Source organism: Sphingopyxis sp. Root1497, assembly GCF_001427085.1.
GTDB lineage: Bacteria > Pseudomonadota > Alphaproteobacteria > Sphingomonadales > Sphingomonadaceae > Sphingopyxis.
In genome coordinates, this window is the sequence record NZ_LMGF01000003.1 from 75,572 (window position 1) to 95,662 (window position 20,091).

Consider the following 20,091-nt stretch of genomic DNA (forward strand, 5'->3'; position numbering starts at 1 on the left):
CGCCGCCGCGACCTTTTGCGCGTTCGTGCGTAGGATGGCCGATGACCACAGCCTTCACCCGCCCCGCCCTCGTCTGCAACACCCGGAGCGGCAGCCACGACGAAACAATGCGCGCCGCGATCGAAGAGGCCTGCCGCGCCGCCGGCGCGCCGCTCGCCGCGACCTTCGCGCTGCCCGATGCCTCGCTGCCCGATGCGCAGATGCTGCGCGCGCAAGATATCGACCTGCTGCTCGTGTGGACCGGCGACGGCACGATCAACGCCGCCGCAGCACAGGTCGAGGGATGGCGCGGCGCGATCCTGCCGCTACCCGGCGGCACGCTGAACCTGCTCTCGAAGCAATTGCACGGCGACCGCCCCGCACCCGACATCCTGACCGACGCGCTCGGCGGGAAAGGGCGCCGGCGACCGATCCCGATCATCCGCTCGGCGACCAAGCAAGCTTTCATTACCGTCGTCGCGGGACCCGCGACGCGCTGGGCCACGGTGCGCGAAACGATGCGGCAGGACGGCGTGATCGAGGCCAGCCGCGCCGCGCCCGAAGCGCTCGACACGATGCTTAACGCCCCCGGGGTCGGCGTCGTGGGGCACACCAAGACCTATCCGGCCGTCATTCTGACCCCGACCGAAAAGGGCATCGCCGCCGACGGCATCTTAACCGAGGGCACCGGCGACGTGCTGCGTCACGGACTCGCCTGGCTCGGCGGCGATTTCCGCGACGGCCCTAGCGAGCCGATCGCGACCGCCGAGACGATCCTGCTCGAAAGCGCAGCTCCGATCAGCCTCGAATATGACGGTGAGCTCAGCGAAATACCCTCCCCCGCGCGCTTCGCGCTCGGGATGAGCGCGGTCGACTTCCTCACCACAGCATGACCCGCTTGTTTCACATCAGCGACCTGCATTTCGGACTGGAGGATCGCGCCGCGCTCGTCTGGTTCGCCGATTGCGTGAAATCGGAACGGCCCGATGCGGTGCTGGTCACCGGCGATCTGACGATGCGCGCACGGTCCCGCGAATTCGCCGCCGCCTGCGACTGGATCGAACGGCTCGACGTGCCGGTGACCGTCGAAGTCGGCAATCACGACCTGCCCTATTTCAATCCCTTCGCGCGCTTCTTCTGGCCCTATGCCCGCATCCGCCGCATCGAACGGCTGGTCGAGCGCGAACTCGACCTCGCGGGCGTCGCGGTCGTGCCGCTCAAGACCACCGCGCGCGCGCAATGGCGGCTCGACTGGTCGAAGGGCTGGGTGACCCGCAGCGCGCTCGACAAGACGATGGCGGCGATCGACGCGCTGCCGCGCGGCACGACGGTCTTCATCACCGCGCACCATCCGCTGGTCGAGGCGGGCACCCGCGGTCGCGCGCTGACCCGTGGCGGCGAGACCGCACTCCGTGCACTCGCCTCGCGCGGCGTCGCGGCGGTGCTCACCGGCCATGTCCACGACGCCTTCGACCTGGTGCGCGAGACCCCCGACGGCCCGATCCGCATGATCGGCGCCGGAACGCTGTCGCAGCGCATCCGCTCGACCCCGCCGAGCTTCAACGAGCTGACCATCGCGGACGGGACCATCGGCGTGCGCGTGCGCAACCTCGAAAAAATACCCACCCCCGACATGCAGATCGACGACGTCCCGCCCGACGCCCTGCCACCGCGCGACCCGGCCGAACCGGTCGCCCCCGTCGGCGCGGTGCCGCCGGTCGATCCCCCGGTGCATTGAAGAGCGACCCCGACTGTCGGCATTGGGGTGGGGAGCGGACGTTGCTTAAATCCTCCCTGTCGCGCAGCGATGGGGAGGTGGCAGCGGCGAAGCCGCTGACGGAGGGGCCGACNNNNTGGGGATGTCCGCTTCCCGCCCGAAACCCGCCATCGCCCGATACCGCAAAAACCGCTTTCCTAAAAAACATCGCCATGATCTATTCTTCTGGATGGCCATGTCGCTCGCCTCGTCGAATGCAAGTTTCAAGCCCGGCCCATATTACCGGCTTAAAGCGACAAAGGAGACAGTTCGGACGCGTCCGCCCGTGTCCTTTGTGCCCTTAAGACCCAAACCAGCCCCTTCCCATCCCGCAGGCGCCGCGATAGGTTGCAACAAAAAACGGGATGAGGATGAAACATGCTGACCAAAGGCGATGATTTTCCGCTGCACCAGACATGCGAGCCGGTGGCTTTCGCGGGCACCGACCGCAATTTCTACGACCGCTATTTCTTCAACGGCTACAGCCCCGACGGATCGGTCTTTTTCGCCGCCGCCATGGGTTTCTATCCGCAGCTCGGCATCGTCGATGCGGCCTTTTGCGTCGTCGTTGACGGCGTCCAGCACAACCTCCGCGCCAGCCGGCGGTCGTCCGGCGAGCGGCTCGATCTTTCGGTCGGACCGATCGCGATTTCGATCGACGCACCGCTCGAACGCGTCACGCTGAGCATCGCACCCAATGACGGCCCGCTCGCCGCCGAAATGACCTTCACCGGCCGCCATTTCCCGATCGAGGAACCGCGCTTCATCCGCCGCAACGGCACCCGCCTGTTCATGGATTATACGCGCATGACGCAGAACGGCCGCTGGGCGGGCTGGCTGTCGGTGGGCGACCAGCGCGTCTCCGTCGGCGACGGCTGGACCGGCACCCGCGACCGCAGCTGGGGCATCCGCCCGGTCGGCGCCGCCGAGCCACAACCGCCGCCGCAGGGCAATTTCAACCAGTTCTTCTGGCTGTGGACCCCCTGCAATTTCGATCATGCGTCGCTCTTCTTCCACAGCAATGACGATGGCGGAGGCAACCCATGGAACCGCCGCGCGGTGATCGTCGGCGACAATGGCGGCGAGACCCATTTCGACGCCGCCGCCTTCGCGCTCGACTGGCAGCCGGGCAGCCGCCGGGTTGCCGTCCAGCGCACCGAGCTCGGCGGCGGGCGGTCGCTGACGCTGTCGCCGACCGGCCCGGTCTTCGCGATGAGCGGCCTCGGCTACACCCATCCCGTCTGGGGTCATGGGTTCGACCACGGCCCCGATCTTGCCGTCGCGCACGACAGCATGGCGGAGGGCGAGCGCGGCTGGGGCAATCCGCTCGCGATGCATATCCAGGCGCTCGTCACCGCCGAACTCGTCGACGGCAGCACCGCGCATCGCGGGGTCGGTGTCCTCGAACAGCTCTTTGTCGGCCCGCACGCCCCGACCGGCCTCGCCGGGCTGATGGATCCCGCCGCATGAGCTTCCCGACTTCGCCGGAGGCGATGTCGCCCGCATGGATCGCGGAGAAATTGGGGCAGGCCCCGCGGGCGCTGCGCGGCTTTACCGCGAGCAAGGTCGGCACCGGGCAGATGTGCGACAGCTTTCGCCTGACGCTCGACTGGGCCGACGGCGTCGACGCGCCGGCAACGATCATCGCCAAATGCCCGAGCCATGACGAGGCGAGCCGCAACATCGCCAAGCTGACCGGCACCTATATCAAGGAGGTGAGTTGGTACCGCGACCTCGCCGCGACCAGCGGCGTGCCGGCGCCCGCCTGCTATTTCCACGCGATCGAGGATGACGAGGTCGAATTCGTCCTGCTCCTCTCCGACCTCGCCCCCGCAGCGCAGGGCGACCAGCTCGCCGGCCGCGACCTCGCGGGGCTGGTGCCCTGCATCGACGCGGTGGCAAAGCTCCATGCCCATCTGTGGAACGATCCAAGCCTGGCCGACATGTCCTGGCTCGCGCGCGACAATAGTGGCCTGATTCGCGCGATGTTCCCGCAGCTCTACCTCGGTTTCCGCGAACGCTATGCCGAACGCTTGGCGCCCGAGGTGCTCGACCTCGGTGCGGGGATCGTCGACCGGCTCGACGCCTATCTCGGCCGCGAGCCCGCGGCGCGCAGCCTCGCCCATGGCGACCTCCGGATCGACAACATCCTTTTCAGTCCGGACGGGAACGCATGCTGGCTCGTCGACTGGCAGACGCTGGGGCGCGGCAGCGGCGCCACCGACCTCGCCTACCTCGTCGGCACCAGCATCGCCGACCCGTTCGAGCGCGCCGCCGCCGACCGCCCGGCGTTCGACCATTGGATCGCGGCGTTGAAAGCCGAAGGCGTCGATCCCGACGCGGATGCACTATGGACCGACTATCGTCTCGGCGCGCTCAGCGGTTATTTCATGGCAGTCTTCGCGTCGATGAGCGTCGAGCGCACGACGCGCGGCGACGAAATGTTCGCGGTGATGGCCGAACGCCCGGCACGGCAGGCGCTGGCGCTCGGCAGTCTCGATCTGCTTTGACGCGAAAAGTCCCCGTTAGGTCGCCATTTACCATCCCCGCCTAAGACGGAGGCAATGGGCGAACAACCGGACATCGCAGCGACCCTGTCGTCATGGGCGCCCCACGCACTGACGCTTGCGGCGGCCCTGCTCGCGCTCGCGCTGATGCTCCGTTTCGCGATCCCGCGCGGCCGGTCACGCCCGGTGCGCACGAAGGTCCTGTTGCGCGCGCTCCTGCCCGCACGGATCGTGCGCAGCCCATCGGGCCGCGCCGACATTGCCTGGTTCCTCTTCGGCGTGCTGTTCTCGGCAAGTGCACTGGGTTGGGCGCTCTGGTCCGGCGAATGGTTCGCGGGCCATATGCTACGCGGCCTCCATATGCTGTTCGGATCGCCCGCGCCGATCGCCGCGCCGGCGTGGGTCGCCGGCACCGTCATGACCCTGATGCTCTTCACGGCCTATGAATTCGCATATTGGCTCAACCACAGCCTCAGCCACCGCGTTGGCTGGATGTGGGAATTCCACAAGGTGCATCACACCGCCGAATCGCTGACGCCGCTTACCAATTTCCGGGTCCATCCGGTCGACACGATCCTGTTCTTCAACATGGCCGCCGCATCCGCAGGCATCGCCATGGCGCTCGTTCATTTCGCCTTCGGGCGCGTCGGCGGCGGATTCCTCATCCACGGCGCCAATGCCCTCACCTTCCTCGCCACCATAATCTTCACCTATCTTCAGCATTCACACCTGTGGATCAGCCTGCCCGGTGGCGCGGGCCGCTGGCTGCTCAGCCCGGCGCACCACCAGATCCACCATTCGGTCGAGGAACGGCATCACGACCGCAATTTCGGATCGACGCTTGCGATCTTCGACCGGATCTTCGGGACGCTCCACCTGCCCGCCGCGAAGCGCGAAAGGCTGCGCTTCGGCGTCGATGGCATCGCCTATGATCCGCACGGCCCCACCGGCGCGGTACTGATGCCTTTCGCCGATGCCGCGCGACGGATCGCCACGAGCATCGAGACCAAGAAAGAAGGCGGCGCGTCGCCAGACCACCCGCTTCAGTCGCTGCGCGAGAACGCTAACTGACCGCCGCGATCCCGGCGAACGCCGCCAATCCGACGGCCGAAGCGACCATGGCGCCGCGCCGCATGTTCGGCACCTTGAGCGCCACGATCAGCCCCGAGGTCACGAGGAAGAACAGCCCGAGCGCCAGGATCGCGGCATAGATCTTGAACGGCGTCCCGCCCTTCGCCTTGTGCAACTGAACGAAGAAGCGGTGCCAGTTCGTTTCCTTGACGATCAGCTTGGCCGTGGTCGTGGTTTCGCCGGGCTCGAGCGTCACGTCACGCCGCGAGCCGGTCCAGTCGAGCTGGAAACTGTCGCCGACCGGCTTGACCGTCGCCCCGCCGGTCGGAGGCGCAACATCCTGCTTGGCGAGTTCCCTCACGACGATCGCCTGCAGCGCCGCCTTGTCGTCGGTCAGCGGTGCCGACAGCGTCACCACATGGTCGCTCGTCACATAGTCGCCCTTTGCGCCCCAGGTGTAGAGCGCTCCCGTCAGCAGGTAGAGGAGAATGGCGGGAAAGAGGAAAGCGGCGACCAGCATGTGCCAGCGGACCAAAAGACGGTGCATGAAAATTCTCCCGATGGAAGCGCCCGATCGGACAGGATTATATCGCATAGTCAAGCCGATGCCGGCGCATGCAACAATATTTTACAGCCGGGCGCGCAGGCGGCACGCCGATCTCAACCGATCCGCGGTTGGATCGTCGGGTTCCCCCGCACCCAAAGAAAAAGGGCGGCCCGTTGCCGGACCGCCCTTCCCTTCTCCGTCCGTCGACGGAAAATTCGTTAGCGCTTCGAGAACTGGAAGCTGCGGCGGGCCTTGGCCTTGCCGTACTTCTTGCGCTCGACCGTGCGGCTGTCGCGGGTCAGGAAGCCAGCGGACTTCACGATGCCGCGCAGCGCGGGTTCGAAACGGGTCAGCGCCTGCGAGATGCCGTGCAACACAGCGCCCGCCTGGCCCGACAGGCCGCCACCCTTGACGGTAGCGACGATATCATAGCTGCCGATGCGATCGGCGAGGCCGAACGGCTGGTTGATGACGAGGCGCAGCGTCGGACGTGCGAAATACACTTCCTGGTCGCGGCCGTTGATCGTGATCTTGCCAGTGCCGGGCTTCAGCCACACGCGGGCGACAGCGTCCTTGCGGCGGCCGGTCGCGTAGGAACGGCCCTGCTTGTCGACCTGCTTTTCGCGCAGCGGCGCATTGCTGGTCGGGGCGGCAACGGTGCCTTCAACGGCGCCGCCGAGATCCTTGAGATCGGTCATGGTCTGTTCGTCGGCCATTATGCACCCACCTTGTTCTTGCGGTTCATCGAAGCGACGTCGATCACTTCGGGGTTCTGCCCGGCATGCGGATGGTCGGTGCCGGCGAAGACGCGCAGGTTGCGCATCTGCTGGCGGCCGAGCGGGCCGCGCGGGATCATGCGTTCGATCGCCTTTTCGAGCACGCGCTCGGGAAAACGGCCTTCCAGGATCTTGGCGGGGCTGGTTTCCTTGATGCCGCCGGCATAGCCGGTGTGCTTGTAATAGCGCTTGTCTTGCAACTTCTTGCCGGTGAACTTCACCTTCTCGGCGTTGATGACGATGACATTGTCACCGCAATCGACGTGCGGGGTAAAGCTCGGCTTGTGCTTGCCGCGCAGAATATTGGCGATGATCGATGCGACGCGGCCCACAACCAGGCCGTCGGCGTCGATCAGCACCCATTTCTTTTCGACCGTTGCGGCGTTCGCCGATACGGTCGTCTTGGTCAGCGCCTTCATCATGGCGACCTCCTTAAGACATGGACGAGGGCGAGAGGACCCGCCCGAAACAAACCGCGCCGCACGTCCCGAGCGGGACATCGCGGCGCTTCGGAGCGGGCCAATGGCGATAACGGCGCCGAAAGTCAAGCAAGGAGCGGCTTTGCTGACGGGTAAAATAATACCTTCTAAGTCAGTACTACCCCGGATCGCCCGGCGTCAGCGCGCGAATCCGCTCTTCGACGAGAGTCCGCGCGGCGCTTCCAGGCTCGCCCACCCAGCTCTGCCGCTGTTCGCGCAGGATGAGTCCGGTGTCCGTATCGACCGTCCATAATGTGTCGATGTCGAGCGGCGCGGCGCCAGCCGTCACCTCGCCCTTTTCGACCTTGGCGACAATAAGCCGCGCGTCGTCTTGCTGGATCGATACCGACGCATCGCCATTATCAGTGGTCGGGATCGCTGCATTGGCGGGTGCGATCAGCGCGCGGACGTCGGCGGTGACCAGCTTCTCACGCTCGGTTTCGGGCAGCGAGGCAAGCAGGGCCGCCACCTGCTGCGCCTCGGGTGCCTCGGCGCCCGCCGCCAGTCCCTGCGTCCGCCCGGCAACGCGCGCCCACAAACTATCGGGATCGGCGAGCGCGACCTTGCGCCCATCGGCATCGACCAGATAGGTCAGCGTCTCGCCGACCAGCGGCTCGACCAGCCCGGTCAGCGCCCGCACGAGTTCGGGCCGCGCGTCGGATTCGATCCGCCGCAGCACCGCGTCGAGCCGGTAGCCGCGCCCCGCGCTTTGCCATTCGAGCGCATAAACGAGCGAAAAGCTGATCAGGGTGCCGTTGCGGCTGATCCGCCGCGTCGTGACGCGATACGCCATCGGCCGTCCGACCGGGGGAGCGAAGCGCTGTTCGCGCACCACCATCGACGCGGGCTGCTCCACGGTTGCGACTGCAGTCTCGGGCGCGGCGAGCAGCAGCAACGCCCCCGCCCAGACGCCCGCGCCAATCATGCGGCGCTGCGGCCCAACCGGTGCAGCCCCGCCGCCGCCGTCGCGACCAGGATCGCGCCGGTCACCTGGTGCAGCACCGCGATCCACAGCGACACGCCGGTCAGCACGGTCAGGATGCCGAGCATCATCTGCGCGGCGACCACCGCGACCAGCATCGTCGCCACGCCCGTCGCGCCGCGCCGTGCGAGCGTGCGGGCGAGCCAGAGCAGCGCCAGCGCCGCGACCCATGACCACCAGCGATGGAGGAAATGGAGCAGAAAGGGATCGTTGGTCAGCGCCATCCAAGCGCCGTCCGACCAGTCGATGCCCTCGGGCACAAAATGATCGTTCATCGCCGGCCAGGTGTTCGCCACCTGCCCGGCGTTGAGCCCGGCAACCCAGGCGCCAAGCAGCAACTGGACGAAAAGGATCGCGATCACCGCGATCGCCGCCCCGGTCAGGCGGGCCGGCCGGGCGGACGGATCACGCGCCAGCGCCGTCAAATCGCGCGCGGTCCATACCAGACCCGCCAGCAGGAACAGCGCGGTGAGCAAATGGGTCGCGAGGCGGAAATGGCTGACGTCGGTGCGATATTCGAGGCCCGAAGCAACCATCCACCACCCGATCGCACCTTGCAGCCCGACCAGCGAGGTCAAGGCGAACAGGCGCCAGCCGTAGCCGGCCGGGATCGCGCGCCGCGCCGCGAACCAGATCAGCGGCACGAGCATCGCGCCGCCGACGAGCCGACCGAGGACGCGGTGCAGCCATTCCCAGAAGAAGATCGCCTTGAACGCCGCGAGCGACATACCGACATTGATCTCCTTATATTCGGGGATCTGCTGATATTTGTGGAACTCTTCCTGCCAGCCCGCTTCGTTCAGCGGCGGCAGCACGCCCGACACCGGCTTCCATTCGGTGATCGACAGGCCCGATTCGGTCAGGCGGGTAATACCGCCGACGGCCACGACTAGGATGACCAGCAGTGCCACGCTCCAGAGCCAACGCGCGAGCGCGGCGGGCCGGGGGCCGGGGGCGGCGGTCGAAACAGGATTATTCGCCATCGCCGCCCTATCGTCGCTCGCCCCGACTTAGGCAAGGGGGCGACGAAAATCATGGCCGGCGGGCCAACCGGTCGGTATCAGACGGCGATGCGCTCCCCCGCCCTGTCCCTGCTCGCCGCCGCGGCGATGCTCGCGCCCGGCGCGGCGCGCGGCGCGTCGACGGATTCCGCCGCGCTCGCCGCGCAGGAAGCGCGACTGGCGGCGATCGCCTATCGGCTGACCACGGGCAGCGCGCACTGGTGCCCCGACACCGTGCCGCAGCCGGGCTGGTTGCTCAGCGACGCGCGGCGGTTCGACCAGCGCGACCGGGCGTCCGCCGCGGCCACCTATGGCACGACCGGCGACGGCCCGTTCATCGCCGCGCTCGCGCCGGATACGCCCGCCGCCCGCGCCGGACTTGCACGCGGCGCGACGATCGCCGCGATCAACGGCCAGCCGGTACCGACACTCGGCGCCGGGCCGACGATGCGGATCGATGCGATCGTCGTGATGCTCGACGCGCTCGAGTCCACCGCCGCGCTGACCGTCACCGATGGCGCCGGGGTCGTGCATCCGATCGCCCCCGCCCCCGGCTGCGCGAGCAGTTTCCGGATCGAGCGGTCCGGGCCGCAGGCCGCCGCAAACGGCAGGCTCGTCCGCCTGACGCTCGGCCTCGCGCGCTCGATCGCCGACGATCAGGAAATGGCGGCAGTGGTCGCGCACGAACTGGCGCATAATATCCTGCGCCACCGCGAGCGGCTGGCGGACGACCGGTCGATCGACCGCGTACGCCAGACCGAACTGGAAGCCGACCGGCTGTCGGTGTGGCTGATGGCGGATGCGGGCTATGACCCCGCCGCCGCGATCCGTTTCTGGAACCGGCACAAAAAGCCGCTCGTCCGCGCCGCCAGCCACCCGCCGCGCAAGGAACGGATCGCCGCGATCGACGCCGAAATTGCTGCCATGCGAACCGCGCGCGCCGCCGATCCCGGGGCGCGGCCCTTGGAATTGCGCGGCGCATTCCTATTTTGAGGCCATCCCCGCTCCCGACAAGGATTACCGCCATGACCCAGGAAACCGCGATTTTTGCCGGAGGCTGCTTCTGGTGTACCGAAGCGGTGTTTCAGGGTCTTGCGGGCGTCGACAAGGTCGAAAGCGGCTATATCGGCGGCCATGTCGTCGATCCCACCTACAAGCAGGTGTGTGGTGGCGACACCGGCCATGCCGAAGCGATCCGCATCACCTTCGACCCCGCGGTCATCTCCTATGGCGACCTGCTCGACGTCCATTTTGCGACGCACGATCCGACGACGCTCAACCGCCAGGGCAACGACATCGGCACCCAATATCGCAGCGCGCTGTTCCCGCTCGACGCGGCGCAGGGCGATTCCGCGCGCGCCGCGATCGACCGCGCCCAAAGCGACCAGACGGCGCCGATCGTGACCACGATCGAACCGCCCGCGACCTGGTACCCGGCCGAGGACTATCACCAGAATTACTGGGACAGCGAAGGCCAGCGCAATCCCTATTGCATGGCGGTGATCCCGCCCAAGCTCGCCAAGCTGCGTAAGGGCTTCGCCGACCGGCTGCGCACTGACTAGGCAGAATAGCCGGTGCGGCGGGTGTTGCATAATGGCCGCATGACGTGACTTGTCATTGACTTGCCTGCCGTTTCGGCTAGCGGACGCGGCCACATTCGGGCAGGTTGGCTCGTGCGCGTTGGGGGTCGCAAAAAAGCGTGCTGGCATCATTGTTCCTGATCGGCGCGATCTGGTCGACGCCGCAGATGTCGGTTCAGGCCGCCAGCCAGACGATCGTCGAAGACGGCATCGACGGAATGACCAATGCGGTCAACCGGATGACCGGTGGCATCATCACCTATGCGCGCTGGCCGGGACCGGCCGAGAGCCACCGCACGCTCTGCCTCGTCGGCACCCCGCAACTGACAGCCCGGGTCGCCCCTGACCTGCCCGGCAACGGCCCGCGGATCACGGTCCGCCGCACCACCCCCGGCGCGGTGATCAGCAACGGCGATTGCGACATTCTGTTCCTCGGACGATTGCCGATCGCCGACCGCCAGCGCCTGATCGGCTGGGTGCGCGGCCGCCCGGTGCTGACGATCAGCGACGACGACCCCGCCTGCCTCTATGGTGCGATGTTCTGCCTCGCCGAAAAACCGGCGGGACTGAGCTTCTCGGTCAATCTCGATTCGATCGGCCGCGGCCCCCTGCGCGTCGATCCGCGCGTGCTCAAGATCGGCCACGCCGACGGAGGCACGCCATGACGCGCCGTCCGCTCGTTCGTACCAGCTTGCAGAAGCTGCTGTCGCGCTTTCATTTCGGCGTCACCCTGTTCGCGGTCGCGCTGTCGGGGCTGACGATCCTGCTGTCGGGCATCACTGCGATGCGCGGCTATGCCGATCGCAATATCGAACTCGCGGCGCAACTCGGCGCCTATGGCGTCGAACCCGCGCTGGTGTTCAATGACGCCGCGGCGGCGCGCGAAGGGCTCGCGCCCCTGATGCAAATTCCCGGCATCGCCAGGCTGCGGGTGCTCGACGACCGCGGTCGGCCACTCACCGAATGGGTGTCGCCGTCGGAGGACCCGGCGCCGCTGCTGACCCGCGTCTTCTTCCCCGAACCCTTTGCCGTGACGATCCGCCGGAACGGCTCGGCCATCGGCACAATCCAGGTGTGGGGCGATTCATCGACGCTGATCGACTATGTCCGCATCGGGCTGCTCGCCGGGCTCGCCTGCCTGATCGTCACCGCGCTCGGCACGATCGCCATGGCGCGGCGCTTCGAGTATGAACTGGTCAAGCCGCTGAACGAAATCGCGACGGTCGCCCACGACGTGCGCCTCCATCGCCGGTTCGACAAACGCGTTCAGTCGCTCGGCATCACCGAACTCGACCGGCTGGGCGGCGACATCAACGCGCTGCTCGACGAACTGCAGGGCTGGCAGGGCAGCATGGAAAGCGAACGCGCGATGCTTGCACACCGCGCCTCGCACGACGCGCTGACCGAACTGCCCAATCGCGCCGCCTTCGACGAACAACTGGCGCAGCGCATCGGGAAGGCGCAGCAACAAGGCAGCCGCCTTGCCCTGCTCTTCATCGACGCCGACAATTTCAAGGCCGCCAACGACCGCTTCGGCCACGCGGCGGGCGACGCCGTGCTCGTCGCGCTGTCGAACCGGATCGGCGCGACATTGCGCGACGGCGACTTCGCGGCGCGGATCGGCGGCGACGAATTTGTCGTCCTCGTCGACCCGCTCGATGCCGCGATAGAGCCATCAGCGCTCGCCGAGCGGATTCGCGCCAGTATCTCGCAGCCGGTGACGCTGCCGGGCAACGCCCTTTATCGCCCGACGGCGAGCGTCGGCGTCGCGGTCTTTCCCGACGAAGCAACCGACGCCGCCGCGCTCCTCACCGTCGCCGACGCCGCGATGTACGCCGACAAACTATCCAACCGAACCCGCCCTTGACCCCCCAATGAAGCGAGTTGATGCCGTGATCCATGCCCTTCGCCGCCCCTTACGCATGCTGTCATTCCTGTTCATCGCGGCGGCACTCGCCGCCTGTCAGAGCGTCCCGCAGCCCACCGGCTTCAACGACGCGCAGGTCGCCGCACTGAAAGCCGAAGGTTTCGTCGAGACCGATGCCGGCTGGACGCTCACCCTGCCCGAGCGGCTGTTGTTCGCGACCGACGAAAGCAATCTGAAGCCCGATCAGATCGAAACCATTTCAAAGATCGCCGCACGCCTCTCGGCGGTGGGGATCACCTCCGCACGCGTCGAGGGCCACACCGATTCGGTCGGCAGCAGCGCTTATAATCTCAAGCTGTCGCAGGCCCGCGCACAGGCGGTGGCCGCGCCGATGCAGGCGAATGGCATGTCGCTGGCTCCCGACCAGGTCATCGGCCGCGGCGAGGCGCTGCCCCTGTCGAGCAATGCCACCGCCGAAGGCCGCCAGGACAATCGCCGCGTCGTCGTGATCGTCTGGCCGCAATAGGCCCCGCTTTCCTTGGTCAAGCTTCGCCGCTAAGCCCGCGTCCATGAAACCGATCCGCAAAGCCGTCTTCCCCGTCGCCGGCCTCGGCACCCGCTTCCTGCCGGCGACCAAGGCGATCCCCAAGGAGATGCTTCCGGTCGTCGACCGCCCGTTGATCCAATATGCGGTCGACGAGGCGCGGGAGGCGGGAATCGAGCAGATGATTTTCGTCACCGGACGCGGCAAAAGCGCGATCGAGGATCATTTCGACATCGCCTTCGAACTCGAAAAGACGATGTCCGAACGCGGCAAGGACCTGTCGGTGCTCGAACCGACGCGCCTCGGCCCCGGCAATTGCGCTTATGTCCGCCAACAGGAACCGCTGGGCCTCGGCCATGCGATCTGGTGCGCGCGCGACATCGTCGGCGACGAACCTTTCGCGATCTTCCTGCCCGACGAATTCATGCACGGCACGCCGGGCTGCATGAAGCAGATGGTCGACGCCTACCACCGCGTCGGCGGCAACCTGCTCTCGGTGCTCGAAGTGCCGCACGAACAGGTGTCGAGCTATGGCGTGATCGCGCCGGGGACGCAGGACGGCGCGATGACCGAAGTGCTGGGTCTCGTCGAAAAGCCCGCGATCGCCGACGCACCGTCGAACCTGATCATCTCGGGCCGCTACATCCTCCAGCCCGAAGTGATGAAAGTCCTCGCGGCGCAGGAAAAGGGCGCGGGCGGCGAAATCCAGCTCACCGATGCAATGGCGACGATGATCGGCAAACAGCCGTTCCACGCCGTGACCTTCGACGGCGCGCGCTACGACTGCGGGTCGAAGGCCGGCTACATCCAGGCGAATCTCGCGGTCGCGCTCGAACGGCCCGACATCGCCGACGAGGTCCGCGCCTTTGCGATCGACCTTTTGAAATAGAACCGGCGGCAGCGAAACGCCGCCGCCGGCCCGATCCTCAATTGCCTTCGATATTCGGCTTCGGGAAGCTGTCGGCACCGATGGTGCTATAAAGCCATCCGCCGAGCGCGCCGCCGATCAGCGGCGCGACCCAGAACAGCCACAGTTGCTGCAGCGCGAGGCCGCCGACGACCAGCGCCGGCCCGGTGCTCCGCGCCGGATTGACCGACGTGTTGGTCACCGGGATCGAAATCAGATGGATCAGCGTCAGCCCCAGCCCGATCGCGAGCGGCGCGAACCCCGCGGGCGCGCGCCCGTCCGTCGACCCCATGATGATCCACAGGAAAAAGGCCGTGAGCAGGATCTCGATGATCAAAGCCGAGGTACGATCAAAGCCACCGGGCGATCCGGCGTCATAGCCATTCGCCGCGAGCCCCTTGGTCGCAAGGTCGAAGGCCGGATTGCCCTCCGCGACATGCCAGAGCAGAAACGCCGCGACGATCGCGCCGAGCACCTGCGCCACCACATAGAGCGGAATGTCGCGCGCCGCGAACCGACCGCCCGCCCACAGGCCGACGGTCACCGCAGGGTTGAGATGACAGCCCGAAATATGGCCGATCGCATAAGCCATGGTGACCACGGTCAGGCCGAACGCCAGCGAGACGCCGAGCAGCCCGATGCCGACGTCGGGAAATGCAGCAGCGAGCACGGCGCTCCCGCACCCGCCGAATACAAGCCAGAAGGTGCCGATAAATTCGGCCAAGCCCTTTTGCATGTTACTCATATGACCCTCCCCTCAGCGCCGACGGCGATGAGCGCGGCTGGCGCAAGAGCCAGCCTAGCATCGCAATCGGAGGCGACAAGCCCCTCGGCCGGCGCGGATCATGCGGCGGCGACCGCCTCGACGAAATGCCGCGCCCGCTGGTGCAGCGACTGCGCCGCCTGCGTCAGCCCCGCCGACAATTTGCCGAGCGACTGCGCGCCGTCGCCGACCGCGGTCGCGCCGCGGCCGATATGCTGGACGCGCGTATCGATCTCGCGCCCCGCCGCGACCGCCTGCTCGACATAGCTCGCGATCATCAGCGTCGTCGCGCTCTGCCCGTCGACCGCCTTGTCGACCGCGTCGGAAAAGCCGTTGTTCGCGACGATCGCCTTTTCGACCTCGTCGAACCCCTCGGTGACCTGGCCGACGATGTCGCGGATGCGGTCGACATAGTGGGTGATGTCGCCCGCCGCGCTGCGCGTCTGTTTCGCCAACGTCTTCACCTCCGATGCGACCACCGCAAAACCGCGCCCGGCATCTCCGGCGTGCGCCGCCTCGATCCCGGCGTTGAGCGCCAGCATGTTGGTACGGCTCGCCATGTCGATGATCAGCGCGAGCATCTGTTCGATCGACTGGCTCGCCGCCTTGAGCGCCGCAGCGCGGTCGCTCGCCGCCCTGACCTTGCGGTGCGCGTCGCTGCGAACGGTGCGGGCGTGGGTGCCGTCGTCGACGATTCGCCGCATCGAGGCGGCGAGCGCGTGGCCGCGGTCGCCGAGTTCGCCGAGCCCGGTCAGCGTCTGCGCGGTCGCACCCGCGACCGACACCGCATCGCGGCCGGTCTGTTGCGCGCGTTCGGCAAGGTCGCGTGCCACCTCCTCAACCTGGCGCGCGGTGTGCGACAGCGCGGCGGTGAGCGCGGCGATATCCTCGTGGAAGCGGTCCCCCGCCGCATCGACCCGCGCGGCGCGCGCGCTGCGTTCCTGCGCCAGTTCGACCTCGCGCAACATCGCCAGTTTGGCAAGCTGGCCGCTGTCGAGCGTTTCGACGAAACGGCCGTCGCGCACCAGCACCAGCCCCTCGGCGCCGGCCGCGCGCGAGACGATGGCGAGCAGGGTCGCGGTCGATTCGGCAACGTCGGCGGTCAGGCAGGGTTCGGTCATCGTCGCGATCGACCCGCCGATCGTCGGATTCTGCATCAGCGAGAACCAGTAGGGACAGAACAGCAGTTCGCGCACCCGCTGCTCGCGGATGATCCCGACCGGGTGGCCGCGCGCATCGAGCACCGCGAGGACGCGCAGTTGCGGCTCGTGCCGGAACAGGTCGATCACCTCGGACAAATGGGCGTCGGTGCGGATCGCGGCCGAATGGCCGGGGGTGGGGGCAAGCGCGAGATCGACGGGGTTCATGGATGGACTTTACGCTGGAGGAGGAGGCCCGGCAGACCTAACCCGCGATAGTAAAGACAGTTTTAACCATTTGTTTCAATGATATGACAGCGGCACCTGGCGGGTGCTCCTTCCGCCGCAATCCCCTGTTCAGTCGCGGCGCGATATGCGATTGCTGCCGCTCGTTCGAAAGGATGCCGATATGCGTGCGATGTTCCTCCTCCTGCTGGCCGCCCCGCTGCTCGGCGGCTGCGTCAGTACGGCCAAAACGATCGTCACCGCCCCGTTCAAGGCGGTCGGCCAGGTCGCCGACTGGTCGACCACCAGCCAAGACGAAGCCGACCGCAACCGTGGCCGCGAGTTGCGCAAACGCGAGGAACGGCTTGGCAGCCTGACCCGCCAGCGCGACAAGGCCGCCGAGAAATGCCGCGACGGCAAGGAAGAGCAATGCCAGCGCGCCGAGGTGCTCGAACATGAGATCGAAGCCGAAATGGCCGCGCCGAACTGACACGCCCCTCGCTGCGAGCAAGGGGGACCTAACGCACCCGCCGCCCGGTCCATACCACCCGGCCGACCAGTTGCACCGCCGCCATCGGCAGGTCATCCCAGCTGCGATACTGGACATTGTCGCTGATCACCGAAATCCGCCCCGGCCCCGGTGCGCGTGCGATGCGCTTGACCATCAGCACATCGTCCATGCGCAGCACATAGATGCCGTCGCGCAGCCGCGCAGCCGCGTCGCCGCCGTCGACCAATATATCGTCGCCGTCGTTTAGCGTCGGCGCCATCGAATCGCCCTCCACGCGGATGATGCTGAGCGCGCGCGGATCGGCCCCCAGGTCGCGCAGCCATTTGGGATCGAAGGCGACCTCGCCCTCGACGGGCTCGCCGTCGATGCTCGCCCCCGCCCCCGCCGAAGCGCCGATCGCCAACTTGGGCACCAGCACCATATCGGCCCCGCGCACCCGTGCCGCCGCCGCGACGCGATGCACCGGTCCACCCAGCATCGCTTCGGGCACCCCCAGAAAGGCGGCGATGCGCGCCCGGTCCTCTTCGGCGAGCCGCCGCGGTGAACCGCGCTTGATATATTGTTGGATATAGGCAGGATTGCGTCCGATCTTTTCCGACAGCCGCGCATAGTCGACGCCCCGTTCCCGCAACAGCCGGTCGAGCGCGGCGCGCGGATCATCCCCGAAATTGGCCATGAGCGGTTCCTTCCTATTTCGTATCTACCAATAGGATTTATCCTAGACAAGTAGGAAAATACCGATCAGATAGGAATTATCCTATCGGGTGAGTCGCCCGACGGTTGGAGCGATCAGGGAGGATTTATGGCGCGAAACCTGTTGCAGCGGATCGAGGCGTTTCTCGCGGAATCGGCGATGCCGCCGAGCGTCTTCGGTCGCGAGGCGGTGCGCGACCCGCGCCTCGTCGCCGATCTGCGCGAAGGCCGTATCGCCGGACTTCGCATAATTTGCCGTGTGGAACATTTCATGAACAAATGGCGGGCCGACCATCGCGCCGGGCGCGTCGCGCCGTGCGGGGACCTGCGCCTCTACGCGGTGCGTCATCCGGGAGAAACGCCATGATGCGCTGGTCGCCCGCACGGCCACCGCGCCCCGGATGCCCGCACCGCCGCCTTCGCCGCCTTCTCGAGCGCGAACTGCCGCACGGGCTTTCGCTCGGCGCCTCGACGCTGCGCCCCTGGGCGAGCGCCAATTTCGTCGGCGCGCGGCACCTGTTCCCGTGCCTGATCGGCGATGAGGACGCCGCGGTGCTGCGCCCGCTACTGCAGGCCCGGCTCGAAACGATCGAATGGCGCCTACCGGGACATATCGTCGCCGATCTGGTCGTCGAGATGGCCGACGACGGAGCGAATCTGCGGATCGAAGTGCTGACGGTGGAGGATTAGCCGACCGCGCGGCGGGTCATGCGCTGCAGCGTGCTGAGCGCCGCTTCGAGCGCGAAGTCGGGTTGCTCGACATCCTCGTTGGCGGCGGACGCCGGCGCTACCGGCGTCGCCGCGGCCGCTTTTCGACGCTGCGCGAGCCCCGCCTCGAACCGTGCGACCATCGCGCCGAGGCTGTTGTCGCTGGTTTCTGGCATCGGCGGACGCGTCATTTCGGCGGGTTGCAGCCAGGGTGCATCGGCGTCGTCGGCGTCATAATCGACCGGCGCGAGGTCGGCGAGCACCAGTTCGTCCTCGGCCTCCGCGACATCGGTCAGCATCAGGTCGAAATCGTCGTCGCCATCATCGGCCGCAGGCGCGACCAGCGGCCCCAGCCCACCCACGGGCAGGTCGCGGCCGGCACGAATCGGCGGGCGCGGCGCATCGTCGGGGTGCATGTCGGCACGGCGGCGCGGCAGCGCCGCTTCGGCCTCGGCCTTCGCCTGCCGTTTCGCGCGCGCCGAGACGCGGCGATTGAGCAGGTCGTTGCCGCGCACCGAGGGCTTGGCGATCAGAAGTGCGACCAGTCCCGCGAACAACGCGGCGATCGTCGCCATGCCGACCGCCAGCGCAAGGCGTCCGGCGTTGCCGACGGGCGGCAGGAAGAAATCCGACAGGCGATCGAGATAAAGGTTCCAGCTGATCCCGGCGACCCAGGCGAGCGGCATGACCGCCGCGAACAAAAAGGTCAGCGCCCCGGCGCCGATCACCGCCGGCACAGCCGGGCGCACACCGCGCCACAGCGCCGTGAGCGTTTCGTGTCCGGACTTTTCCTGTTCGTCGTCCATATCGTCCCAACCTGTCCGCGTCAGGCCGCAAGCGATGCGGAATCGCGTCGCAGCAGTCGCTGGTAAACGGGTTCGTAACGTAAAATGTTTGACGACCAGTTACGATGCTTTTCGACGAAGACGCGCGCGACGCGGCGCTGCTCGGCCCAGCTCTCCCGCGATGCGAGCAATCCGGCCAGCGCCGATGCGATCGCCGCCGGGTCGTCGGGCGCGAACAGCGTTCCGGTTACCCCGTCCTCGATCAGCTCGCGGTGCCCGCCGACATCCGACGCCGCGACCAGCTTGCCCTGCGCCATAGCCTCGAGCGGCTTCAGCGGGGTGACGAGGTCGGTCAGCCGCATCTTCTTGCGCGGATAGGCGAGGATATCGATCAGCGAATAATAACGCTCGACCTGGTCGTGCGGCACCCGGCCGACGAAGTGGATCCGGCTCGCGACGGGCGAGGCCGCCGCCTGTTCCTTCAGCGCCGTCTCCATCGGACCACCGCCGACGAGCAGCAATTGCGCGCCCGGTTGCGCCGCGACCAGCGCCGGCATCGCGGCGATCAGGTCGTCGATGCCTTCATAATCATAGAAACTGCCGATGAAACCGATCACCGCATCGCCGTCGCCCAGCCCCAGCGTGGCGGCCAGCGCCGCATCGCGCGGCGGCGGGTCGCCGAACAGCTCGAGGTCGACGCCATTGGGCGACACGACGATCTTGCCGGCATCGACTCCGCGCGCAATCAGATCGCCGCGCAGCCCGTCGCAGATCACCGCGACCGCATCGGCCGATTTCACCGCATGCGTCTCAAGCTGGCGGGTCAGGAAATATTTGGCGCTGCCCTCGCGCCCGGTGCCGTTGCCGACCGCCGCATCCTCCCAGAAGGCGCGGATCTCGTACAACACCGGAATGCCGCGCCTTTTGCCGACACGCAGCGCCGCCATCGCGTCGAGCACCGGCGAATGGGCGTGGAGCAGATCGGGCCGCCATTCGTCGACCAGCGCCTCGATCCGCGCCGCGAGCGCCCCGATCTCGCGCCATTCGCGGATCGGCGAGCGCGCCGGCGCGATCGGGGCGGTGCGATAGAAGGTCAGGCCATCGACGGTCTCGCCGTCCGGCCCGGGTTCGGGATGGCGCACCCCGGTCACTCCGGCGACCTCCCACCCCTTCGCCACCTGCGCCTTCATCAGCGCGCGGGTGCGGAAGGTATAGCCGCTGTGCGCGGGCAGGCTGTGGTCGAGGACGTGGAGGATACGGGTCATGACCCG

General features: G+C 67.4%; 24 protein-coding genes. 14 read left to right on the plus strand and 10 right to left on the minus strand.

Going from position 1 to position 20,091, the window contains the following annotated elements; all coding sequences use genetic code 11:
* Window positions 1-41: 41 nt before the first annotated feature.
* The 5 genes from ASD67_RS03850 to ASD67_RS03870 all read left to right on the plus strand — a co-directional run bounded on the left by ASD67_RS03850 (window position 42) and on the right by ASD67_RS03870 (window position 5,313).
* Window positions 42-872, plus strand: a complete 831-nt coding sequence (locus ASD67_RS03850; protein WP_056343663.1) for a diacylglycerol/lipid kinase family protein — start codon at window positions 42-44, stop codon at window positions 870-872.
* Window positions 869-1,717, plus strand: a complete 849-nt coding sequence (locus ASD67_RS03855) for a metallophosphoesterase family protein (RefSeq protein ID WP_056343666.1) — start codon at window positions 869-871, stop codon at window positions 1,715-1,717. The genes ASD67_RS03850 and ASD67_RS03855 overlap by 4 nt, the downstream gene beginning before the upstream one ends.
* 396 nt (window positions 1,718-2,113) lie before the next feature.
* Entirely contained in the window at window positions 2,114-3,205 is a 1,092-nt protein-coding gene (locus ASD67_RS03860; protein ID WP_056343670.1) for a hypothetical protein, read from the plus strand.
* Window positions 3,202-4,245 carry a phosphotransferase gene (locus tag ASD67_RS03865; protein WP_056343672.1) on the plus strand — a complete coding sequence of 348 codons (1,044 nt, stop codon included), beginning with the start codon at window positions 3,202-3,204 and terminating at the stop codon, window positions 4,243-4,245. Before ASD67_RS03860 ends, ASD67_RS03865 begins: the two co-directional genes overlap by 4 nt.
* Before the next feature lie 54 nt (window positions 4,246-4,299).
* Window positions 4,300-5,313 (plus strand): sterol desaturase family protein, encoded by a 1,014-nt coding sequence (locus ASD67_RS03870; protein WP_056343675.1) that lies wholly within the window; start codon window positions 4,300-4,302, stop codon window positions 5,311-5,313.
* Here the strand turns inward: ASD67_RS03870 and ASD67_RS03875 are convergent.
* The 5 genes from ASD67_RS03875 to ASD67_RS03895 form a co-directional block, all read right to left on the minus strand.
* A complete protein-coding gene (locus ASD67_RS03875; protein WP_056343678.1) occupies window positions 5,306-5,860 on the minus strand; it encodes a PepSY domain-containing protein in 555 nt (184 codons plus the stop codon). The two genes, ASD67_RS03870 and ASD67_RS03875, sit on opposite strands and share 8 nt — an antisense overlap.
* A gap of 218 nt (window positions 5,861-6,078) precedes the next feature.
* The gene (gene rpsI / locus ASD67_RS03880) at window positions 6,079-6,576 is read right to left on the minus strand and encodes a 30S ribosomal protein S9 (protein WP_056343681.1); all 498 of its coding nucleotides are present in this window, start codon (window positions 6,574-6,576) and stop codon (window positions 6,079-6,081) included.
* Window positions 6,576-7,055 carry a 50S ribosomal protein L13 gene (rplM, locus tag ASD67_RS03885; RefSeq protein ID WP_056346996.1) on the minus strand — a complete coding sequence of 160 codons (480 nt, stop codon included), beginning with the start codon at window positions 7,053-7,055 and terminating at the stop codon, window positions 6,576-6,578. The genes rpsI and rplM overlap by 1 nt, the downstream gene beginning before the upstream one ends.
* Window positions 7,056-7,233: 178 nt before the next feature.
* On the minus strand, window positions 7,234-8,040 hold the full coding sequence (locus tag ASD67_RS03890) for a hypothetical protein (protein WP_056343684.1): 807 nt from the start codon (window positions 8,038-8,040) through the stop codon (window positions 7,234-7,236).
* Window positions 8,037-9,080, minus strand: coding sequence for a COX15/CtaA family protein (locus ASD67_RS03895; protein ID WP_056343688.1), 1,044 nt, complete (start codon window positions 9,078-9,080; stop codon window positions 8,037-8,039). Before ASD67_RS03895 ends, ASD67_RS03890 begins: the two co-directional genes overlap by 4 nt.
* An 87-nt stretch (window positions 9,081-9,167) precedes the next feature.
* Between ASD67_RS03895 and ASD67_RS03900 the strand changes: the two genes are divergently transcribed.
* From ASD67_RS03900 to galU, 6 genes are all read left to right on the plus strand, one after another.
* Window positions 9,168-10,091: a M48 family metalloprotease gene (locus ASD67_RS03900; protein WP_082544973.1), complete on the plus strand. Its 924-nt coding sequence runs from the start codon at window positions 9,168-9,170 to the stop codon at window positions 10,089-10,091.
* 32 nt (window positions 10,092-10,123) lie between these two features.
* The gene (msrA, locus tag ASD67_RS03905; protein WP_056343694.1) at window positions 10,124-10,660 is read left to right on the plus strand and encodes a peptide-methionine (S)-S-oxide reductase MsrA; all 537 of its coding nucleotides are present in this window, start codon (window positions 10,124-10,126) and stop codon (window positions 10,658-10,660) included.
* A 137-nt stretch (window positions 10,661-10,797) separates the two neighbouring features.
* On the plus strand, window positions 10,798-11,343 hold the full coding sequence (locus ASD67_RS03910) for a YfiR family protein (protein ID WP_056343697.1): 546 nt from the start codon (window positions 10,798-10,800) through the stop codon (window positions 11,341-11,343).
* Entirely contained in the window at window positions 11,340-12,545 is a 1,206-nt protein-coding gene (locus ASD67_RS03915; protein WP_056343700.1) for a diguanylate cyclase domain-containing protein, read from the plus strand. Before ASD67_RS03910 ends, ASD67_RS03915 begins: the two co-directional genes overlap by 4 nt.
* 55 nt (window positions 12,546-12,600) lie before the next feature.
* A complete protein-coding gene (locus ASD67_RS03920; RefSeq protein ID WP_056343703.1) occupies window positions 12,601-13,071 on the plus strand; it encodes an OmpA family protein in 471 nt (156 codons plus the stop codon).
* 43 nt (window positions 13,072-13,114) lie between these two features.
* A complete protein-coding gene (gene galU, locus ASD67_RS03925) occupies window positions 13,115-13,978 on the plus strand; it encodes a UTP--glucose-1-phosphate uridylyltransferase GalU (protein WP_056343707.1) in 864 nt (287 codons plus the stop codon).
* A gap of 37 nt (window positions 13,979-14,015) precedes the next feature.
* Here the strand turns inward: galU and aqpZ are convergent, their stop codons facing one another.
* Both aqpZ and ASD67_RS03935 read right to left on the minus strand, forming a co-directional pair.
* The gene (aqpZ, locus tag ASD67_RS03930) at window positions 14,016-14,741 is read right to left on the minus strand and encodes an aquaporin Z (protein WP_056343711.1); all 726 of its coding nucleotides are present in this window, start codon (window positions 14,739-14,741) and stop codon (window positions 14,016-14,018) included.
* A 98-nt stretch (window positions 14,742-14,839) separates the two neighbouring features.
* On the minus strand, window positions 14,840-16,126 hold the full coding sequence (locus ASD67_RS03935) for a methyl-accepting chemotaxis protein (protein WP_082544832.1): 1,287 nt from the start codon (window positions 16,124-16,126) through the stop codon (window positions 14,840-14,842).
* A gap of 181 nt (window positions 16,127-16,307) precedes the next feature.
* Between ASD67_RS03935 and ASD67_RS03940 the strand changes: the two genes are divergently transcribed.
* On the plus strand, window positions 16,308-16,613 hold the full coding sequence (locus ASD67_RS03940; protein ID WP_156377561.1) for a hypothetical protein: 306 nt from the start codon (window positions 16,308-16,310) through the stop codon (window positions 16,611-16,613).
* Window positions 16,614-16,641: 28 nt separating this feature from the next.
* On the opposite strand, the gene ASD67_RS03945 is transcribed toward ASD67_RS03940, so the two are convergent.
* Entirely contained in the window at window positions 16,642-17,310 is a 669-nt protein-coding gene (locus ASD67_RS03945) for a S24 family peptidase (RefSeq protein ID WP_056343718.1), read from the minus strand.
* A 126-nt stretch (window positions 17,311-17,436) separates the two neighbouring features.
* Between ASD67_RS03945 and ASD67_RS03950 the strand changes: the two genes are divergently transcribed.
* Together ASD67_RS03950 and ASD67_RS03955 are read left to right on the plus strand one after the other, a co-directional pair.
* The gene (locus tag ASD67_RS03950; RefSeq protein ID WP_056343721.1) at window positions 17,437-17,694 is read left to right on the plus strand and encodes a hypothetical protein; all 258 of its coding nucleotides are present in this window, start codon (window positions 17,437-17,439) and stop codon (window positions 17,692-17,694) included.
* On the plus strand, window positions 17,691-18,017 hold the full coding sequence (locus tag ASD67_RS03955; RefSeq protein WP_235535562.1) for a hypothetical protein: 327 nt from the start codon (window positions 17,691-17,693) through the stop codon (window positions 18,015-18,017). Before ASD67_RS03950 ends, ASD67_RS03955 begins: the two co-directional genes overlap by 4 nt.
* Here the strand turns inward: ASD67_RS03955 and ASD67_RS03960 are convergent.
* Window positions 18,014-18,841, minus strand: a complete 828-nt coding sequence (locus ASD67_RS03960) for a hypothetical protein (protein ID WP_056343724.1) — start codon at window positions 18,839-18,841, stop codon at window positions 18,014-18,016. The genes ASD67_RS03955 and ASD67_RS03960 overlap by 4 nt on opposite strands.
* Before the next feature lie 20 nt (window positions 18,842-18,861).
* Window positions 18,862-20,085, minus strand: a complete 1,224-nt coding sequence (locus ASD67_RS03965) for a TIGR04063 family PEP-CTERM/XrtA system glycosyltransferase (protein WP_056343727.1) — start codon at window positions 20,083-20,085, stop codon at window positions 18,862-18,864.
* Between the last annotated feature and the right edge of the window lie 6 nt (window positions 20,086-20,091).

Excerpts from the sequence above, each read along its gene's own strand:
- ASD67_RS03900 (WP_082544973.1), top strand. The coding sequence starts at position 9,168 with ATGCGCTCCCCCGCCCTGTCCCTGCTCGCCGCCGCGGCGATGCTCGCG.
- ASD67_RS03935 (WP_082544832.1), bottom strand. The coding sequence starts at position 16,126 with ATGAACCCCGTCGATCTCGCGCTTGCCCCCACCCCCGGCCATTCGGCC.
- ASD67_RS03855 (WP_056343666.1), top strand. The coding sequence starts at position 869 with ATGACCCGCTTGTTTCACATCAGCGACCTGCATTTCGGACTGGAGGAT.
- ASD67_RS03960 (WP_056343724.1), bottom strand. The coding sequence starts at position 18,841 with ATGGACGACGAACAGGAAAAGTCCGGACACGAAACGCTCACGGCGCTG.
- ASD67_RS03870 (WP_056343675.1), top strand. The coding sequence starts at position 4,300 with ATGGGCGAACAACCGGACATCGCAGCGACCCTGTCGTCATGGGCGCCC.
- ASD67_RS03950 (WP_056343721.1), top strand. The coding sequence starts at position 17,437 with ATGGCGCGAAACCTGTTGCAGCGGATCGAGGCGTTTCTCGCGGAATCG.
- ASD67_RS03895 (WP_056343688.1), bottom strand. The coding sequence starts at position 9,080 with ATGGCGAATAATCCTGTTTCGACCGCCGCCCCCGGCCCCCGGCCCGCC.
- ASD67_RS03860 (WP_056343670.1), top strand. The coding sequence starts at position 2,114 with ATGCTGACCAAAGGCGATGATTTTCCGCTGCACCAGACATGCGAGCCG.
- ASD67_RS03920 (WP_056343703.1), top strand. The coding sequence starts at position 12,601 with ATGCTGTCATTCCTGTTCATCGCGGCGGCACTCGCCGCCTGTCAGAGC.
- rplM (WP_056346996.1), bottom strand. The coding sequence starts at position 7,055 with ATGAAGGCGCTGACCAAGACGACCGTATCGGCGAACGCCGCAACGGTC.
- ASD67_RS03955 (WP_235535562.1), top strand. The coding sequence starts at position 17,691 with ATGATGCGCTGGTCGCCCGCACGGCCACCGCGCCCCGGATGCCCGCAC.
- msrA (WP_056343694.1), top strand. The coding sequence starts at position 10,124 with ATGACCCAGGAAACCGCGATTTTTGCCGGAGGCTGCTTCTGGTGTACC.
- ASD67_RS03890 (WP_056343684.1), bottom strand. The coding sequence starts at position 8,040 with ATGATTGGCGCGGGCGTCTGGGCGGGGGCGTTGCTGCTGCTCGCCGCG.
- rpsI (WP_056343681.1), bottom strand. The coding sequence starts at position 6,576 with ATGGCCGACGAACAGACCATGACCGATCTCAAGGATCTCGGCGGCGCC.
- ASD67_RS03940 (WP_156377561.1), top strand. The coding sequence starts at position 16,308 with ATGCGTGCGATGTTCCTCCTCCTGCTGGCCGCCCCGCTGCTCGGCGGC.
- ASD67_RS03915 (WP_056343700.1), top strand. The coding sequence starts at position 11,340 with ATGACGCGCCGTCCGCTCGTTCGTACCAGCTTGCAGAAGCTGCTGTCG.
- aqpZ (WP_056343711.1), bottom strand. The coding sequence starts at position 14,741 with ATGAGTAACATGCAAAAGGGCTTGGCCGAATTTATCGGCACCTTCTGG.
- ASD67_RS03965 (WP_056343727.1), bottom strand. The coding sequence starts at position 20,085 with ATGACCCGTATCCTCCACGTCCTCGACCACAGCCTGCCCGCGCACAGC.
- galU (WP_056343707.1), top strand. The coding sequence starts at position 13,115 with ATGAAACCGATCCGCAAAGCCGTCTTCCCCGTCGCCGGCCTCGGCACC.
- ASD67_RS03945 (WP_056343718.1), bottom strand. The coding sequence starts at position 17,310 with ATGGCCAATTTCGGGGATGATCCGCGCGCCGCGCTCGACCGGCTGTTG.
- ASD67_RS03850 (WP_056343663.1), top strand. The coding sequence starts at position 42 with ATGACCACAGCCTTCACCCGCCCCGCCCTCGTCTGCAACACCCGGAGC.
- ASD67_RS03875 (WP_056343678.1), bottom strand. The coding sequence starts at position 5,860 with ATGCACCGTCTTTTGGTCCGCTGGCACATGCTGGTCGCCGCTTTCCTC.
- ASD67_RS03865 (WP_056343672.1), top strand. The coding sequence starts at position 3,202 with ATGAGCTTCCCGACTTCGCCGGAGGCGATGTCGCCCGCATGGATCGCG.